The following is a 17,194-nucleotide window of genomic DNA, read 5'->3' as shown; positions in this document are numbered from 1 at the left end:
ATAATGTGCAGTTTAAATGGTAATCTTATCGTCTTAAACAAATATCAAAACCCTTTTTATGAAATACCGTTTACTGTTGGTCCTGTCCGTTTTACTATTATCAGAAAGCCATGCGCAGTTTTTGCTGAAGCCGGAGGGATTTGTTACGGCACAGGGAAAAGGATACTATGTGGTGGAAGTACCCGGGGCCACGCAACAGCAATTGTTTGAGGCCGTTGAACGCCGGGTACAAACCAGCTTTGGCGCTTACCGGGACCGGATCGCCACCGATTCCAGCAAAGAAATTATATTCCAGGCTACCGACCGGCAGGCATTGAACTATTCCGGAAGAAGCTACGACGTTACATTCCAGGCCGGGTTTGAGTTTAAAGACGGGAAAATAAAGGTGAACGCACCGGTCATCAAAAGTATCCGCAGTTTTAATCCGCCGGCTGATTCTGTTGTCTTCGTGCTGGGAATAAAAAGCCAGGAAGCATTGATTTTTCAGTCCTGGCACTCTTTTGTTTATGACAAAAAAGATAAATTGAGAAACCGCTTGCTGAAGGAAACACTGGAGTCTTTTGTTAATAAAAGAATGCTGACACCCCTGCTTGCTGTTCGTACCAGCGAAGAATGGTAATTAATCGGAAGCGGGTGTTAACTGCAGATCGCAAACCAGCATATAATGGTCTGAATAATTGGTGGTAACCCGTTTGATCTGGCCGATCTTAAAATGGTCGTCGGTAAAAATATAATCAATCCGGAGGGTGGGCGAAAGGGAGTTATAGGTTCTGCCGATTCCCAGTCCTTTTTTAAGAAACGCGTCCTGCATATTGCCTTTTACTGTGTGATAGGTATAGGAATTGGGTACATCGTTGAGGTCGCCGCAAAAAATAGTGGGGTTGGGACTGTTTTTTAGAATTTCGGGGATCATATCGGCCTGTATACTCCGGTGCTGGATGGCGGTCCGCAACTTTGTGAAGATATAAAAGGCATTGCTGATGATGTTTCCCTTTGCTTTTTTAAGGGCTTCAATTTTTGAAATATCCTCTTTCCGGAATTGGTTGGATTGAAGATGCGTGGTATAGATCCTGAAAAGCCGGCTTCCTTTTTTGATGTCAACAAACAGCAGGGCTTCGGGAAGGGTGGGCCGGGGATACCGGATAATGCCGGTGTCAATAATGGGAAACCGGCTGAAGATAACGCTGCCATTGAATAAACGGTCTCCATCCCAATCATGAGAATAATAAAAATACGGATATCCAAGCCCCTTGCTCACCGCAACAATATTATTGTACCAGTCCGGATTGATGGATGAACTGAACTCCTGGAAACATAAGATATCGGCATTGGTAGATTTGATCTGCTGCAGCATTTTGTAGCGGGTCTGACTGCCTTTATTATTATTGATCACCATTTCTACAAAGCGCGCCACATTCCAGGTTACAATGCGGATATGGTCTGCTTTTTTTTCCTGGCGGAAGGGCTTTTTGAAATTAAAGGCAAAAAAATTGGTAATGGCGCCTCCCCCAAGGATCAATGCAGCGGCGGAGATCAATGCCCATTGCTTTTTGACAAAGATCCACCAGCATAAAAAAACCAATACCAATAGCAATAAAAAAGGAAAGCCCAGGCTGAAAAGATAGAGTACCGGCCAGTCCATCGGGCTGATATAGGCCGCCAAACAAGCCAAAAGGAAAAAGAGGACCACCAAAATATTGATGCCCAGTAAAACCTTATTGCTGATTTTTGCAAAAACACTCATCTACGGATCCTTTCAACCCGAAAGATAGTCAAGTTATGTGCAAACTGGCAAAACCGGTGAAGGATTTTACCTATTTGCCTTTAAAATCTTCCTGGCTGGCGCGGTTTAAAAAGTCTTTCTCTTCCTGCGTAAGCGTTTCATAACCACCGGATTGGTTCATTTTGTCTAAAATGGAATCCAGGCGCTGCTGGGTAAGCCGGGCTGTTTTTGTAAAGGGCTCTGTGGATGTTTTATAAAAATAGGTATCCTTTATTTTTTTCCGGTTTTCCGATTTTTCGGGGTTAAACAGGTTCATGAACCAATCGTATACCCGGTTCATCCATTCGCTTCCGTCATAGCCTTTTCTTAAAAGATAAATAAACAGGAAACCAGTAAGGGCACCGGTAAGCTGGGAAAAGTAAAGCGCCGGTATGCCCGGAGGAATGGTTGCGAAGTCGATAACCGTATAAATCAATGCAATGATCCACAAAGAAATACCCCCGTTCAGCATCGGCAGCAACTTATAGTTGGGTGAAATGGTGGTTGCGGCGGCTGCAATTGCAAGAATACAGGCTCCGGACCCGCTGAAATAAGGGAAGGCATGTGTTTCCGGATGCATCGATTTGCAAACAAAAACATATACCAATCCGGATAATACAGTGGCATAAATAAACAGGGGGATCAGTTTTTTGTTGCCGGTGATATCGATGAAAATAAAACCGAAACACCAGAGCCACAGCATATTTGCAATGAGCTCCCAAACATTTACCTGTACAAAGGAATAGGTGAGAAAGGTCCAGGTTTTAGCCAATGCCGTGCTCAATTTCGGAGACAGGGCAATGGTGCTGAGGATATGTTCGTTAAAATACCCGGTTACATCTGCACCTTCATCAAAACGCAGGTAGGTAAGCGCTTTGAAAAAAGCAAGTATCACAAACAGGATCATGCTGATCGCAATGAGTATGACCAGTGGATTTACCCGTGTTCCAAAAGACAATCGGCTGTCATAGTTTCTGTCAGAAATACCCATATCAAATACCCAACAAAATTAAAGGGTTAAAAGTTGATTCTTTTTCAACTATAAATTTAGTAAAAATTACGCCGGTTTGTTTTATTCCAGATTTTCAGAAGAATAAAACCGGTAAGGGCCCCGCCCAGGTGCGCATAGTGTGCAATCGGGTCGCCTGAGGCACTATACAGCCCAAAAACCAGGTCAATAGCAATCAATCCTGCAATGGCCCATTTGGCTTTTACCGGCACCGGGATGAACATAATATACAGCTCCGTATTGGGAAACGTCATGGCAAAAGCCACCAGCACGCCCATTACGGCGCCGGAAGCACCTACAGCCATACTGCCGGTATGGGTGTAATACTGAACCGCCAGGTGCAGTGCTGCAGAACCCAGGCCGCAGATAAAATAAAAGATCAGGAAGCGCTTAGCCCCCCATACATTTTCCAGGATGCGCCCAAACATCCAGAGGGTAAACATATTAAAAAGGATATGTAAAAACATCTGTGAGCCGGAAGCGGCGTGCGCAAACATATGGGTGATCAGCTGGTAAGGTTTAAAGCCTTCACCAATGGGCCAGAGTGCCAGTTTGCCAGTAAGAGAGCCAACGGAATCCATTGCCCCGCCGATCATGATCACGGACTGGCCATACTTGTTATCAAAGATCAGCTGCGCTACCCAAACCACCACATTAATGGCAATAAGGTATTTAACAGCGGGAGGAAACTTTTCGGCGGGTCTTGTAAAGTATGAACTCATGAATCACTTGTATTTAAATTAGGCTCAGGACCGGAGCTTCAATTGCACCACGTTCTCAATATGCAGGGTGTGCGGGAACATATCTACCGGTTGAATTTTTGTGACCTCATATTTTTCGTTCAATAATGCCAGATCCCTTGCCTGGGTGGCCGGGTTGCAGCTTACATACACCACAATGGGCGCGGCCATTTCATTGATCTTCTGCACCAGTTTCTCATGCATGCCCGCCCTGGGTGGATCGGTTACTATAACATCCGGACGCCCGTGTTGTTCAAAAAAAGCATCCGAACAAATATCGATCACATCGCCGGCATAAAAATGGGTCTTTTCCAGGCCATTTAATGCGGCATTTTCTTTGGCATCCTCAATGGCGGCATCAATCACTTCCACGCCAATTACCTTTCCGGCTTTCTGACTGCAGAAAATGCCAATGCTTCCTGTACCACAATATAGGTCGTACAGGGTTTCATTTCCGGTAAGCTCGGCAAACTCCCGGGTTACCCGGTACAGTTCGGTGGCCTGTGCTGTATTGGTTTGAAAGAAGGACTTGGGGCCGATCTTAAACCGGTATTCATCCAGTTGTTCGGTTACATAGCCCGGGCCATACCAGGCCACCGGTTCCAGGTCGTGCAGGCTGTCGTTTCTTTTTGTATTAATAGTGTACAGCAGCGTGGTGATCTGCGGAAATTGCGCCCGGAGATGATTTAAGAGCTGTTCCCGCTTTTCCGGATCATCTTCGCCCATCACCAGGTTTACCATCAGTTCCCCGGTTTCGCAGAGGCGTACCTGCATCGTGCGTAAAAAGCCGGTATGCTGGCGCAGATCGTAAAAGCTATAGTTGTGCTCCAGGGCAAAGGCTTTTACTGCCAGGCGGATGGCATTGGTGGGTTCCTCCTGTAAATGACAGGTATGAATGTCTACGATCTTATCCCAGAAACCCTTGGCGTGAAAACCGGCAACACCCTGTTTCCCGTATTCGTGGGGATTGATCCCCTGTTCTTTCAGCGCATTGAACTGCTCTTTGGGCATAAATAGCTCGGAACCGAACGTATATTCGATTTTATTCCGGTACCGCCGGGTTTTAGCTGCACCCAATATGGGCTGGATTTCAGGGAGCGGAATCTTACCAATGCGCTGGAGGTTATCGCGTACCTGCTGGTGCTTGTATTGCAGCTGCTTTTCGTAAGGCAGCATCTGCCACTGGCAGCCACCGCAAACGCCAAAATGTGCGCAAAACGGCTCCGTACGTTCCGAGGAATAGGATCTGAACGCAATAGGATGCCCTTCTGCCCAGTCTTTTTTGTTTTTTCCCAGCCGGATATCTACCACATCACCGGGAACTACCTGCTCCACAAAGATTACTTTCCCATCCACCCGCGCAATCGACTTTCCTTCGGCGGCATAATCTTCGATCCGGATATTTTCAAGAACAATATGTTGCTTCTTTTTACGAGCCATTTCTTTTGTTTGAGGTTCAAGGTCTAAGGTTTGATCTGCTGATCCCAGCCATCAAACGAAAAACCACAAACGAAAAATTTTATAATACTTCTTTTACCACGCTTGACACGATCTGCGGCCGGCCCAGGGTATAATAATGCAGCACGGGTACGCCGTTCTTTTTTAAATCCTTTGATTGCATCAGCAGCCATTCGGTGCCCACCCGCTCCACATCTTCGTTGGTCTTACATTTCATCATCTCTTTTGAGAGATCTGTGGGCAGGTCAATATGAAAGGTTTTGGGAAGTACATTCAGCTGTTTAAGTGTGTAAACGGGCTTCAGTCCGGGGATGATCGGAATGGTGATCCCGGCCTTACGGCACGCGTCTACAAATGCGTAGAACTTGGCATTGTCAAAAAACATCTGGGTTACAATATAGTCTGCACCCGCGTCTACTTTCGCCTTCAGGTAGGCCATATCGGTCTCCATATTCGGCGCCTCAAAATGTTTTTCGGGATATGCAGCTACACCAATACAGAAATCCGTTTTTTGGGAATTTTTCAGATCCTCTTCCAGGTAGATACCGTTATTAAGGCCGGCCACCTGTTTTAAAAGGTCAATGGCGTAAGCATGACCATCTGCCTGCGGAATAAAAGCGGTTTCATTTTTGGCCGCATCGCCACGCAGCACCAGCACGTTGTCGATGCCCAGGTAATTGAGGTTGATGAGCGCGTCTTCAGTTTCATTAATACTAAATCCTCCGCAAATCAGGTGCGGAACCGTGTCTACATTGTATTTATTCATGATGGCGGCGCAAATGCTTTCGGTTCCCGGCCGTTTGCGCACCACTACTTTTTTAAAACTTCCGTCAGGGTTCTTTTTAAAAATGTGTTCGCTCCGGTGGTAGGTAACGTTAATAAAAGCCGGTTTGTATTCCATTAAAGGATCCAAATGGTCATAAAGCGCCTCAATGCCCTTCCCTTTTAAGGGAGGCAGTATTTCAAAAGAAATTAATGTATCCTTTGCATTCTTAATGTGATCGATCACCTTCATAGGCTGCAAAACTAATGGAAAGATACCAGTAATGGGGTTCCGGGTTCCAGGTTCTAGGTTTAAAGTTTCAGGTTGGTTCCCGGTTGATACTTCGTGCATTGTCCTGGTTCCGGGTTTCCAGTATTGACTGCTTGCTGACCGGCTTCAATATTTAACGGGCCCTGAACAGAATAATCTGGAAGCTTTCCTATTTTTGCCATCTATGTTAATGAAAATACATACCAAGGACCTGGTAAAACGTTATGGTGAACGTACGGTAGTAAACCACGTTTCTTTTGAGGTAAACCAGGGTGAAATTGTGGGACTGCTGGGGCCGAATGGTGCCGGTAAAACCACATCATTTTACCAGGTGGTGGGCCTTATTAAGCCCGACGAAGGGGATGTGTTTTTAGATGACCTGAATATTACGAAGCTGCCAATGTATAAACGGGCGCAGATGGGGATCGGTTACCTGCCGCAGGAGGCTTCTGTTTTCCGCAAGCTGAGCGTGGAAGATAATATTTCGGCGGTGCTGGAAATGACCAAACTTCCGCGTGCAGAGCAAAAGGCAAAACTGGAATCCCTGCTGTCTGAATTTCGCCTGGGACATGTGCGGAAAAGCAATGGAGATGTACTGAGTGGTGGGGAAAGAAGAAGAACCGAAATTGCCCGCGCGCTTGCGGTAGACCCCAGGTTTATCCTGCTGGATGAACCCTTTGCGGGGATCGATCCGATTGCGGTGGAAGATATCCAGAGTATTGTGGCCCGTTTAAAATACAAGAATATCGGTATCCTGATCACAGATCATAACGTAAATGAAACCCTTTCCATATGCGACCGTGCGTATTTGCTGATTGATGGAAAGATATTTGAAAAAGGCACAGCGGAAGAACTTGCCGCCAATGAGCAGGTACGGCGACTGTACCTGGGCCGGAACTTTGAGCTGAAACGGAAAGATTACCTGCATGAAGAAGCCCAGCAGCATTCCGAACAGGGATTAGAAGCTCAAACGGAATCCGGAAACGACGACACCGTGGGGCATTAATACCGGGTGCTTATGAGGCGGAGGGTGCTTCCTCCGCGGCCTCCAGTTTGTGGTCTTTTGAAAATTGATTGCGATGTTCGGTAAACCGGCTGATGACCTCGTTTACCTGTTCAACGGAAGTATTGATATGTTCATGTATATCCGGAAGCGCCAGTTCCAGCACTGCCACTCCAAGATTCATATTCTCCGCCTCAATTTGCGCTATTTTTTTTAGAACGGCGGTTTCGCTGTTTTTTAGATCCTCCAGTTCCCGCAGGATCTTGTCCATTGCGGTTAATTGTTCTCTTTTATCCATAAAAACGGTTTTATCGGATGAATGATGATCAACAAAATGACTGAAACTACCAAACAGCCTCAAATAGCGTGCAAGACTGCTTTTTAACAAGGGCTTTTGCGTTTCTTTTACATATGATAAAGCAGCGCCCCCGACCGTTTGTGCGGTGTTGTTTGCCGGGATGTAAACGGAGCTGATCAAAAGTATATTTGACAGATCACGGTGCCGGGCCTGTAACATGCAGATACTATGGCACTTCCAGGGTGGGCAGATGCGTTTCTGCCGATAAAATGTATCATCAGGGCAACCTTGCCCGTATCTCGCCGGCGCCGGCATTATGCAAACACTGTGACAGTAAATCTGTGACAACTTTTTTTTGTCACAGATTTTTTGTCACAAGTAAAACTCGTTTTATGCGCGGTTTTCAAAAATCTTTCTGATACATGTATGTTTTTGGTGTAAGCTATTGGGGTTACAGAGTGATGTAGCCCGGATGTACCGGGGAGAGGGGTTTGTTCATAAATCCTGCAGAAAGCGCCCTAGCTATCCAGAAAAAGATCGGTGTAAAGCGGGCCGCCGGGTGTTATTGCATAGGCATCAAAATTGGTGATGCCGGCCTCTTTCAGCACATCTTCGTCCAGGAAACAGTTGCCGGTACAGCTGCCGGCTTCTTTTTGTAAGATATAAAACGCTGCATCTGCCACAATCTGCGGTGTACGGCTCATATTGGCCAGGGTCTGACCTCCCAGCAGGTTGCGCACCGCGGCCGTATCGATGGTGGTTTTGGGCCATAATGCATTGGCCGCAACCGGAATCTTTTTAAATTCGGCAGCCCATCCCAGGATGAGCAGGCTCATATTATACTTGGAAATGGTGTAGGCGATATGCGGACCCAGCCATTTGGGGTTGAGGTTAATGGGCGGCGACAATGAAAGGATATGGGCATTGGAAGATTTTTTCAGATGAGGCAGTGCCGCCTGTACCATTAAGAAGCTTCCGCGTACGTTGATCTCCTGCATGAGGTCATATCGTTTCTGGGGAGTAGCAGCCGTATCTGTAAGGGAAATTGCAGAAGCGTTGTTGATGAGGATATCGATGCCGCCGAATGCCTCAACGGCCGCTTTCATTACGTTTTGTACCTGTTCTTCTGACCGTACATCGCAGGCAACGGGCAATGCGTTGCCTCCTGCAGCATGAACTTCCTCAGCGGCGGAATAAATGGTGCCTCCCAGTTTTTCATTTTCGGTTACCGACTTGGCGGCAATTACAATATTGGCGCCCTGGGCAGCAAGCTTCAGGGCAATGGCTTTTCCGATACCGCGGGTGGCGCCGGAAATGACTGCGGTTTTATCCTTAAAAATCATAAGGTAAATTACAAAAACAAACGCATTCTATGGAAAATAGCGGCCCAAAAAAAGCAGCGCTTCTATTTCGTGGGTTACGGGGAGGCCGGTGTTGGTGCCGGTGTTGTTGGTGTTGTTGATCCGGTTTTACCAGAAGCCCCCATTTGGCCGGTTATTCCTTTACCGGAAGCCGTATCTGTAGGCACAGCAGCCCCAGGCTGGCCAGGAAGACCAGTTTGACCGGGTAAGGTTTGGCCATGACTCCTGATGAAGGTTACGTTTTTCAGGTCCTGCGTGGCCTGCAGGCCAAGATCTCCCTGTAGCCGCTGATCGCGGGCGTTATACCGGGCAGGTTTATCCGTGTAAAACAGCAGTTTATTCTGATCCCACCAAAGATCCTGGCAATAAAGGGTATCTCCTTTTTCCGATACAACCCGCACGCTGTCCCGCAGGTAAATCATGCTGATAGATTCCATGTACTTGCCATACTTGCTATCCAGCCGGCTTTCGACTTTTGCGCTGTCGTTATAAAAATCAACATGGAGTGTTTTGGGAAATTCCGTATAAACCGTATCGGCCTGTACGCGCAGCATCAAAGGAGCGGTTAGTTTTGCCTTTACCTTACCTCCCTGCGACAGGTAGCTTTCTACCTTCAACGCCTGGTCGGTCATAGAAACCTTTTTACTGAGGGCATTGATCTCCTCGTCTGTATTTTCACAGGCGGTCAAAAGCAGCAACACTGCGCAAAGTAAAACGTATGGTAAACGCAACTTCAAAAACCGGTTTATTGCAAAAATAATGTAAATCTGCTGATGATCTGCCGGGCCGGATTAACGGTCACCGTTCCGGCGTTTACCAAACCACATATCGGTGAGAGAGAAACCAAGTGTTACCCGGTACATATTCTCCTGCAGCGGACTGTTGCTGTTACCGCGTTTAATGTATTCAAGACCCAGGTTGATCATAGTGGCCTGTCCTCTTGCCTGCTGGTTATAGTTGGCCAGGGGCAACCCGATGCCCGCTGTAACACCATAAAGCGGCAGTTGCTCTCCACGGAGTTTGATATAATCGGGCCCGGTGAAAAAACCGATCCGGTAATACATCTGGCTCAGGTAATTTTTTTTGCTTACAGGGCTGAACTCTGCACCGATCTTCAGTTTCCAGTTGCTGGCCACTGCTGTGTCGGGCCGGTTGTTTTCCTTGTAATTCTGCCAGTTTGTAGTGGTAAAGTCTGCTCCAATTAACCATCCGGCTTCGTTCTGGCTCTGGGCTTTTTGTAATATAAACCCTGCCGTAAGATTTGTGGGATAAGTAAGGGTTGATTTAAATCCGCTGGAATCAACCATCTGTACCATACCGGTAGTATTATTCGTTGAAGTAGCGGTATATGCAACATTGGTATTGATCTTTTGCTGCCAGTTTCCGTAAACCCCGATACCCAGGTACAGCTTGTCGCTCATTTTTCCCTGGTATTGCAGGCCGGCATCTGCATAAATGCCGCCCATAGAGGTTTTGGAATCCCAGGTACCCAGCGCATAAGCGGTAGAGTCATTGTAAAGGGTGCGGTGCCGGGCGTAATCTTTTGAACCAAAAAGGTACCCTCCGTTTATTCCAAGGCTGAGATAGTGGCTTTTTGCCAGTGCAAATTTAACGCCGGTACCCAGTGAAGCCAGGTAGGTACCTCCGGATCCTTCAAAAACAGTGGTGGCAGAATCGATCGCTTCCCCGGTCGTTTCATCCCGGAGCGGACCGCTGACATTTTGTATTTTATAGCTGATGCGGTTTAACGGGCGCAGCCCCAGTGCCATACCCCAGTTGCGGCGCAATGGAATACCCAGGGAGATCCTGTTAAAGATCAGGTTGCTGGAAGTAAAACGCGACTGTTGTGATTTATCGATCAGGGTATGACCGGTTCCCTCTATCCCGATATCCAGTATTGCACGCCCCTGCAGCTGTTTGCGGGTGCCGGGTTCGGGAATGGACAGGAAATAAGCATAAGAGGCCGGGTTGGCATAGTTTACGGAAGTATAACTGTTATATGCTGCGGAAACACCGCCCATACCCCTGCTGGTGGCACTGGATGAAGATATTTCATCTCCCAGGCCATATCTCGAATAAGGGGAATTATCCTGGGCGTTTGTAACGAAACCGAAGCCGGTTAAACAAACGGCTGCGGCAATACGTTTTATTACAGACGCGTCCAATTTTCTAAGCGTTGTTAACTTCACTAATAGCATATAGGCCTTTAAATATTAATTCAGGGTCGGCAAATATCCTGCTTTTCAGGTGTGATGCCAAATGTTGCATATCCCCACCGGTTAATACCACGTTAAAGTTGTCGAATTTTTCCTCGTAAGCCGCTATAAAACCATCCAGTTCGTAAGCCATACCCAGGATAATGCCCGACAAAATATTGGTTTCCGTATCGTACCCCATCAACGGTACATCGGCCTTTGGCGCTACCAGGGGCAGCTTTGCCGTATAATATTGTAACGATTTGAGCCGCATTTCCAGTCCCGGCGATATGGATCCGCCCACCAGCTCTTTGTATTTGTTAACAAAATTGAGGGTAATGCAGGTGCCCAGCCCAATCAGCAGCAGGTTTTTGCCCGGGTAAAAATGCACCCCGCCCGAAGCAATGGCCAGCCGGTCGGCACCAATTGTTTCAGGTTTGCCCACCGGGGTTGTAATGGGTAGTTGCGACAAATGATTCAGAAGATGGAACCGGGTCCGGTCCTTTAAAACGGTTTCTACTTCTTCGTTATGATGAATAACGGAAGACAGGATGGACTTTGCCGGTTTGTAGGTTTCAACCAGCGACCGGATGGTGGCCGTGGTATCGTCCTGCAGTACAAGGGTTTTTGTAAGTTCATTGTCCTGAAAAACAGCAACTTTTTTTCTTGTATTTCCAAAATCGAAACAAAGTGTGGTAGACATAACGTGCAAGTAAATAAAAAAACAGCAACTTTTTCCTCCTTTCTTCCAGGGCCGCTTACTGGGTTAAGAACCGTCCAAAAGTAGGTTTTCCGGCCTATTTCAGATCAAATCCGCTCAGGTTCCTGAAATGGCCATTCATTTGTATCTTTTGCTTTAACTGGTTCATCTGCTCAAAAACCGGAAGTGTTTTTTCAAAATGCCGCCTCAGGTATTCCTGGCGTTGCCGTTCCTGTGTCAGTTGCAAAAACTCGTATTCCTCCTGGATCGTCAATCCCGAGTGATGGGCAATATCGTAGGCCGTCAAAAAATGATCTTCTTTTTTAAAATCTTTTTTTACCTCCAGGTAATTATGCAGACTGCGCATTTGTTTTACCAGCTGCGCCATCACCTCAGGGTTACCGTTCCGGTTGTTTTGGGGATAATTAACAATAGCACCGGAATAAAGTTTTTCCGGGATCTCCCGGATCACTTCCAGGATGCGAAACAAATCGCCCCCTTTTGTACGGATATCCATTTCGCCGTTTTCGTAGGTTTTTGCGATTTCTTCTACATGTACCAGCGACCCCCACTCCTGTAACTGGTTATTTACAACCACCGGTATCCCAAATGGTTTGCTGCTGGCAGCCGATTCATGGATCAACTGTTTATACCGTGGTTCAAAAATATGCAGGTTTACCTGCTCTCCGGGAAACACAACGATCGACAGGGGAAATATCGGTATAAAGTTGGTCATACCCAAAGGTAAAAAAAAATGAGATGAGCGTTTTTTATTTGAAAATTTCATAAACGGAATGCGTATGGCCGCGCAGATGCTGGCAAGGTGATGCAACCAACAAACCACAACCGGTGCCGCTTTGCGGGAGCGGTTAATAGTGGTATACAGAAATCCCGGTTGCTCCTCCGGATCCGGTATTCAGTCGTGCCCCCATCTTCTGGCACCTGATTCTTCCGTATTTTAGCAATAATTATATGTGGAATCCACTCATAACCGGGGTAACGGCAGGGGATCTGAAAAGCATCGCCCGGGCCATAACGCTTGTAGAAAATGAACAGGAGGGATATGAATGCTTCCTGGAGCAGCTGCAGCAGCGTGCTGTTCCGGTTGTGGGCATTACCGGTCCTCCGGGTGCCGGAAAAAGTACCCTTACGGACGCGCTTGTAGGATTGGCTGTGGCCGATGGCAAAAGGGTGGCTGTGATTTGTGTGGATCCATCCTCTCCTTTCCATTTTGGAGCACTATTGGGTGACCGTATCCGCTTAAACCGGTGGTACCTGGATGAACGGGTGTTTATCCGTTCGCTGGCCAGCCGCGGTGCAATGGGTGGCCTCCATCCAAAGATCATCGAAATCACCGACCTGCTGAAGGCGGCCCCTTTCGACCTTATTATTGTAGAAACGGTGGGTGTGGGACAAAGTGAAATTGAGATTGCCGGGCTGGCGGATGTAACCGTTGTGGTGCTGGTACCGGAGGCGGGGGATGAAGTGCAAACGATGAAGGCCGGGCTGATGGAAATTGCAGACATCTTTGTGGTGAATAAAAGCGACCGCCCGGGAGCCGCTCTTTTTGTAAAGAATCTGAAGCAGATGCTGGCACCTGCGTTTTCCAGAACAACGGAACTGCTGCCGGTGATCTCCACATCTGCCCATGAAATGAAGGGCGTGGAAGCGCTTTATCAGCAGCTACTTCAAAAAATTACAGCCGCTATTCCCAATGAACGAAAGGGCTGGCTGCTGGCAGAAAGGGCATACCTGCTGCTGCAAAAAAAACGGATGCAGGGCATCGATAAGCGGGCATTAAAAGCGGCAATAGAAACGGAGATAAAAGCAGGACGGCTTAATTTATACCGGTTTGTAAGGAATAATGGGTAGCGGGAATGAGCGGTTTACAGCTCAGGAACCCTGTAAATGGTTTTGAATGCCCACCGGGGCGGTGATCAGTTTTTCTGAAATGGACTTTTGCAGCAATTCATTATTGGTAAGCACGCTGTTCCGTTCTTTTTCTTTGTGGTAGATGTGAAAAACAATGGCACTGTGCTTCACCACCATTTTTGAAACACCCAGGTTGATCAGCCGGGCTGCAATTTCGTTGTCTTCTCTTCCCCAGCCCTGTATTTCCTCGTTATAGCCATTAACGGCCATGAGGTCTTTTCTCCAAAAAGCCATATTACAGCCGCGTAAATAAAAAATATCGGCTGCCCGGTGCTTTTTGTAAAGTCTTGTGAGGATGGGGATCCGCAACCCGTTGTTTTTATTTAATGAGCTCCAGCGGAATAAAGAAGCTTTCCCTTTCCGGTGGTCCAGCAGTTTTTTGGAATAGGCTTCACTCAGAATTACCCGGCTGCCGGTTGCAAAACATCCGGGGCTGCTCAACCGGAGATGGTCTTCCACAAACCGTTTGTGAAGGATCAGGTCGCTGTCTATCTGAATAATGTATGCATAATTGGCTTTTGCGATGGCCTTGTTGCGGATCCGGGCCAGCTGGAATCCTTCATCCGGCTGCCATACATGAATGAGCGGAACCGGGAACAGGGGCTGAAACCGCTCGATCACGGCCCGGGTTTCGCGTGTAGAACCGTCATCCGCGATGATCACCTCGTTGGGCATCCGGCTTTGCCTGAGTATACTTTTCAGGCAACACTCCAGCGCTTCCGGCCAGTTATAGGTGGAAATAATCAGCGAGGAAGTCGGATAACTTTTATTAATCATGCCGTGTTAATCTTGCGCAATCCATTACTGCAGCACCTTCTTTTTTTGGTCCTTCACTTTTGAGTCTTTTTTGAATACTGTTTCCTTTTCCCGTGCCTGTTGTTTATATCATTTTAAAATACAACGAACGATTTACTTTTGTTACCGGCTCTGTGCCTGTGCATCCGAACCATCCGTTCAGGTTTCTTCCCGGTCCGTGCGCCTTAGTTTTAAATCCTGCTCCTGCCCGGAACTGCTTCGCAAACACCAATGACAAAAATAAGGCAGATCTTGTTGTCATAGGTTCATCTTTTATGCCCTGCATGCCAAATTTGAATCAAACGGCTGTTTAAAACCGGCTGCCGGTTCAACGATTCCCGGCATTTTTGAAAGAACCCCGATGTTTTCCTCCGAACTGCTTTATAATTACGGCATTCACAGTTGGTTTTTGTTGTAGCTTAAAAAGACCAGACGGGGCATTTATGGCCGGTTTTGTACAGGATCGGTCGGTGAAAGGGTAATGTTTTTGTATCTGCCTGGTTGCCGTACGATGCTGCTATTTGTATTCGGGTACAAATGCCGGGATGCTGTATCTGATGCGCTGCCTGATGGAAAATATCATTATACAAAGGTATTGATTCGTAGTCTATATTTCGAATAATTAAACTACCGGAACGGGAATTTAACAGCTGGGTTTGAGCCCGGATGCCGCAGAAAGCAGCAACGGGGAATGCGCATCCATCGCAGTTAACAGGCCTATTTCCTTTTCTGCAGTTGTTGCAGGGTAGCCTTCAAATCTTTGTGCAGGGGCGCCTCAAGCTCCAGCCAGTTGCCGTTGGGCGCCTGGATTTTTAATTGGGCAGCATGCAGGGCCAGCCGGTTTAATAAAGGACGCTCCTCAAGATGTTCTTTTGACAGGTTGAACTTTGACTTAAAGGATGAAAGATACACGGGCTTACCGTCTCCGTAAATGGCGTCTACCGCCAGCGGGTGGCCCATCTCCTTTGCATGAATGCGTATCTGGTGTGTACGGCCGGTGTGGATCCGGAACTCCATCCAGCTATAAATGGTAAAATTATGCAGCACCTTAAAATCCGTAAGCGCTGTTTTGCCCCGCTGGTGAATGATCATGGTGCCCCGTTTTACCATGTTTTCGGCAATGGGCGCATGAATGCTTCCGGAAGGTTCCAAAACCGATCCAATGACCAGGCCATTGTAGATCTTTATGGTTTTCCGGGCTTCAAATTGCTGACAAAAATATTTGTGTGCTTCGGCATGCTTGCCAAAAATGATCAGCCCGCTGGTTTCGCGATCCAGCCGGTGAATGGTGAAAACATCCGGGTAAGTATGCTGCAGCAACTCTTTAAGTGAGGGCTCCTTTCCTTCCCGGTCCGGAATCGAAAGCAGACCGGAAGGTTTATTTAACGCGACCAGGTCGTCATTTTCAAAAACAATTAAATCCTGAAGCTTCATGTTATTTTGAGGTGCTGTTTGTGGAAACGGGTACAGACCCGGAACCAGGGGCAAACAGCAGCACCTTATTTTTTTCCTTTTCCAAAAAATTTAAGATTGCGCACTTCTTTTTCTGTAAGAAAACGGAATTTTCCGCGCTCGACGTTCTTTTTTGTGAGCCCGCCAAACATCACGCGGTCCAGGTGTTTCACATCATATCCTACCGATTCAAAAATACGGCGTACAATGCGGTTACGGCCATTGTGTATTTCAATACCGATCTGTGTTTTATCCTTCATATCTGAATATGCAAGCACATCTACCGGTGCGGGGCCATCTTCCAGCACCACGCCTTTCAGTATTTTATCAAAGTCCTTTTTTTCAAGGGGTTTGTTCAATGTAGCGGCGTAGATCTTTTTGATTTCATTGCTGGGATGGGTCAGTTGCTGAGCCAGTTCCCCATCATTGGTAATCAGCAGTACTCCCGAAGTATTCCGGTCCAGGCGCCCTACAGGATATACCCGTTCCGTGGTGGCATTTTTGATAAGATCCAGCACCGTTTTCCGTTTTTGCGGATCATCGGTCGTAGTGATATAATCTTTTGGTTTGTTCAGCAGGATATAGACCAGGTTTTTGCCCGGAGTTACTTTTTTGTTATTCAAAGTGATCACATCTGCCGGCTGTACTTTATAACCCGGTTCCGTGGTTACAACGGCATTTACCTTTACTTTCCCGTCCTTGATCAGGTCGGCGGCGTCTCTCCTGGAGCATACCCCGCTATGTGCCAGGTACTTGTTTAAGGGCATTTGCGCTACAGGGGCAACTTTCCGCTCAATTTTAGGTGCTGCGGTCTGACTGGCTTTTGCCGCCGCCTCGGCTTTCTTTTGTTCAAAAAAGGCGGCGCGTTCTTTCTTATATTGCCGTTTTTCCTGTTTAAAGCCCTCTTTTATAGCGGCGTTACTTTTTTTGTTTGCAAATTTTGCAAAACGGGGATCAATTTTTTTCATTGTATGAATGCTATTTTACAACAGTAAGCCGCAAATATCGTAAAAAAAAGGGCCACCTTAAAAAATAAGATGGCCACTGGTAAATATAAAAACGATCACTTCTTATTGCTGAGCCTGGTTGTTCCGGCCTTTTTCCCGGCGTTCTTTCATTTTTGCTTCCAGTTTTTCTGACTGTTCTTTGGTCAGGATTTTATCCCGGGCTTCTTTTTGTTTGGTACGCAATTCTTTCATCTTGTCCCTCTTCTGATCATCGCTGAGCGTATTGTCTTCCCGGAGGGCTTTCATTTGCTTCATATTTTCCTCGCCAAGGGCCTTCATTTTGTCTTTCTGGTCTTTTGATAAATTCAGATCCGGATCGTCCCAGTTCATTCCCCGGCGGTCATTCATGCCTTTTTCTGCCTTTTCCTTTTTAGGGGCATCCTGGGCCGACACAGCAGAAACGCTGAACAGGCTTACAATAGCTGCAATTAAGATTGTTTTTTTCATTT

Annotated in this window: 18 protein-coding genes; 3 read left to right on the top strand and 15 right to left on the bottom strand. The window is 47.0% G+C overall.

Annotation, left to right across the window (positions count from 1 at the left end):
- Positions 1 to 58: 58 nt before the first annotated feature.
- Positions 59 to 619: a hypothetical protein gene (locus Q1V85_RS17310; RefSeq protein ID WP_300601795.1), complete on the top strand. Its 561-nt coding sequence runs from the start codon at positions 59 to 61 to the stop codon at positions 617 to 619.
- Here the strand turns inward: Q1V85_RS17310 and Q1V85_RS17305 are convergent, their stop codons facing one another.
- The 5 genes from Q1V85_RS17305 to metF form a co-directional block, all read right to left on the bottom strand.
- The gene (locus tag Q1V85_RS17305; protein WP_300601794.1) at positions 620 to 1,744 is read right to left on the bottom strand and encodes an endonuclease/exonuclease/phosphatase family protein; all 1,125 of its coding nucleotides are present in this window, start codon (positions 1,742 to 1,744) and stop codon (positions 620 to 622) included.
- Between the two features lie 70 nt (positions 1,745 to 1,814).
- Complete coding sequence (locus tag Q1V85_RS17300; RefSeq protein WP_300601793.1) at positions 1,815 to 2,720, bottom strand: rhomboid family intramembrane serine protease; 906 nt, start codon at positions 2,718 to 2,720, stop codon at positions 1,815 to 1,817.
- Positions 2,721 to 2,809: 89 nt separating this feature from the next.
- Positions 2,810 to 3,493: a rhomboid family intramembrane serine protease gene (locus Q1V85_RS17295; RefSeq protein ID WP_300601792.1), complete on the bottom strand. Its 684-nt coding sequence runs from the start codon at positions 3,491 to 3,493 to the stop codon at positions 2,810 to 2,812.
- Positions 3,494 to 3,517: 24 nt separating this feature from the next.
- Entirely contained in the window at positions 3,518 to 4,951 is a 1,434-nt protein-coding gene (gene rlmD, locus Q1V85_RS17290; protein WP_300601791.1) for a 23S rRNA (uracil(1939)-C(5))-methyltransferase RlmD, read from the bottom strand.
- A gap of 79 nt (positions 4,952 to 5,030) precedes the next feature.
- Positions 5,031 to 5,984, bottom strand: a complete 954-nt coding sequence (gene metF, locus Q1V85_RS17285) for a methylenetetrahydrofolate reductase [NAD(P)H] (protein ID WP_300601789.1) — start codon at positions 5,982 to 5,984, stop codon at positions 5,031 to 5,033.
- Between the two features lie 202 nt (positions 5,985 to 6,186).
- On the opposite strand from metF, the gene lptB reads away from it, so the two are divergent.
- The gene (lptB, locus tag Q1V85_RS17280; protein WP_300601788.1) at positions 6,187 to 7,008 is read left to right on the top strand and encodes an LPS export ABC transporter ATP-binding protein; all 822 of its coding nucleotides are present in this window, start codon (positions 6,187 to 6,189) and stop codon (positions 7,006 to 7,008) included.
- Positions 7,009 to 7,018: 10 nt separating this feature from the next.
- Here the strand turns inward: lptB and Q1V85_RS17275 are convergent, their stop codons facing one another.
- The 6 genes from Q1V85_RS17275 to Q1V85_RS17250 form a co-directional block, all read right to left on the bottom strand.
- Positions 7,019 to 7,303, bottom strand: coding sequence for a hypothetical protein (locus Q1V85_RS17275; protein WP_300601787.1), 285 nt, complete (start codon positions 7,301 to 7,303; stop codon positions 7,019 to 7,021).
- Positions 7,304 to 7,821: 518 nt separating this feature from the next.
- Positions 7,822 to 8,646 (bottom strand): NAD(P)-dependent oxidoreductase, encoded by an 825-nt coding sequence (locus Q1V85_RS17270; protein ID WP_300601785.1) that lies wholly within the window; start codon positions 8,644 to 8,646, stop codon positions 7,822 to 7,824.
- A gap of 74 nt (positions 8,647 to 8,720) precedes the next feature.
- Positions 8,721 to 9,401 carry an LPS export ABC transporter periplasmic protein LptC gene (gene lptC / locus Q1V85_RS17265; protein ID WP_300601784.1) on the bottom strand — a complete coding sequence of 227 codons (681 nt, stop codon included), beginning with the start codon at positions 9,399 to 9,401 and terminating at the stop codon, positions 8,721 to 8,723.
- Positions 9,402 to 9,455: 54 nt separating this feature from the next.
- Positions 9,456 to 10,862, bottom strand: coding sequence for a hypothetical protein (locus tag Q1V85_RS17260; protein WP_300601779.1), 1,407 nt, complete (start codon positions 10,860 to 10,862; stop codon positions 9,456 to 9,458).
- Positions 10,834 to 11,562: a type III pantothenate kinase gene (locus tag Q1V85_RS17255; RefSeq protein ID WP_300601777.1), complete on the bottom strand. Its 729-nt coding sequence runs from the start codon at positions 11,560 to 11,562 to the stop codon at positions 10,834 to 10,836. Before Q1V85_RS17255 ends, Q1V85_RS17260 begins: the two co-directional genes overlap by 29 nt.
- Positions 11,563 to 11,656: 94 nt before the next feature.
- Complete coding sequence (locus tag Q1V85_RS17250; protein ID WP_300601776.1) at positions 11,657 to 12,295, bottom strand: LON peptidase substrate-binding domain-containing protein; 639 nt, start codon at positions 12,293 to 12,295, stop codon at positions 11,657 to 11,659.
- Between the two features lie 236 nt (positions 12,296 to 12,531).
- On the opposite strand from Q1V85_RS17250, the gene meaB reads away from it, so the two are divergent.
- Positions 12,532 to 13,431, top strand: a complete 900-nt coding sequence (meaB, locus tag Q1V85_RS17245; RefSeq protein ID WP_300601775.1) for a methylmalonyl Co-A mutase-associated GTPase MeaB — start codon at positions 12,532 to 12,534, stop codon at positions 13,429 to 13,431.
- Positions 13,432 to 13,452: 21 nt separating this feature from the next.
- Here meaB and Q1V85_RS17240 read toward each other — a convergent pair whose 3' ends face one another.
- The 4 genes from Q1V85_RS17240 to Q1V85_RS17225 form a co-directional block, all read right to left on the bottom strand.
- A complete protein-coding gene (locus Q1V85_RS17240) occupies positions 13,453 to 14,268 on the bottom strand; it encodes a glycosyltransferase family 2 protein (RefSeq protein WP_300601774.1) in 816 nt (271 codons plus the stop codon).
- Between the two features lie 735 nt (positions 14,269 to 15,003).
- Entirely contained in the window at positions 15,004 to 15,720 is a 717-nt protein-coding gene (locus Q1V85_RS17235; protein WP_300601773.1) for an RluA family pseudouridine synthase, read from the bottom strand.
- A gap of 65 nt (positions 15,721 to 15,785) precedes the next feature.
- Entirely contained in the window at positions 15,786 to 16,706 is a 921-nt protein-coding gene (locus Q1V85_RS17230; protein ID WP_300601772.1) for a pseudouridine synthase, read from the bottom strand.
- A 102-nt stretch (positions 16,707 to 16,808) separates the two neighbouring features.
- Positions 16,809 to 17,192: a hypothetical protein gene (locus Q1V85_RS17225; RefSeq protein ID WP_300601771.1), complete on the bottom strand. Its 384-nt coding sequence runs from the start codon at positions 17,190 to 17,192 to the stop codon at positions 16,809 to 16,811.
- Between the last annotated feature and the right edge of the window lie 2 nt (positions 17,193 to 17,194).

This window comes from Niabella sp., assembly GCF_030150205.1.
Taxonomy (GTDB): domain Bacteria; phylum Bacteroidota; class Bacteroidia; order Chitinophagales; family Chitinophagaceae; genus Niabella.
Note: the sequence above shows the minus strand (reverse complement) of the source record. Positions and strands in the feature narration are given on the sequence as shown.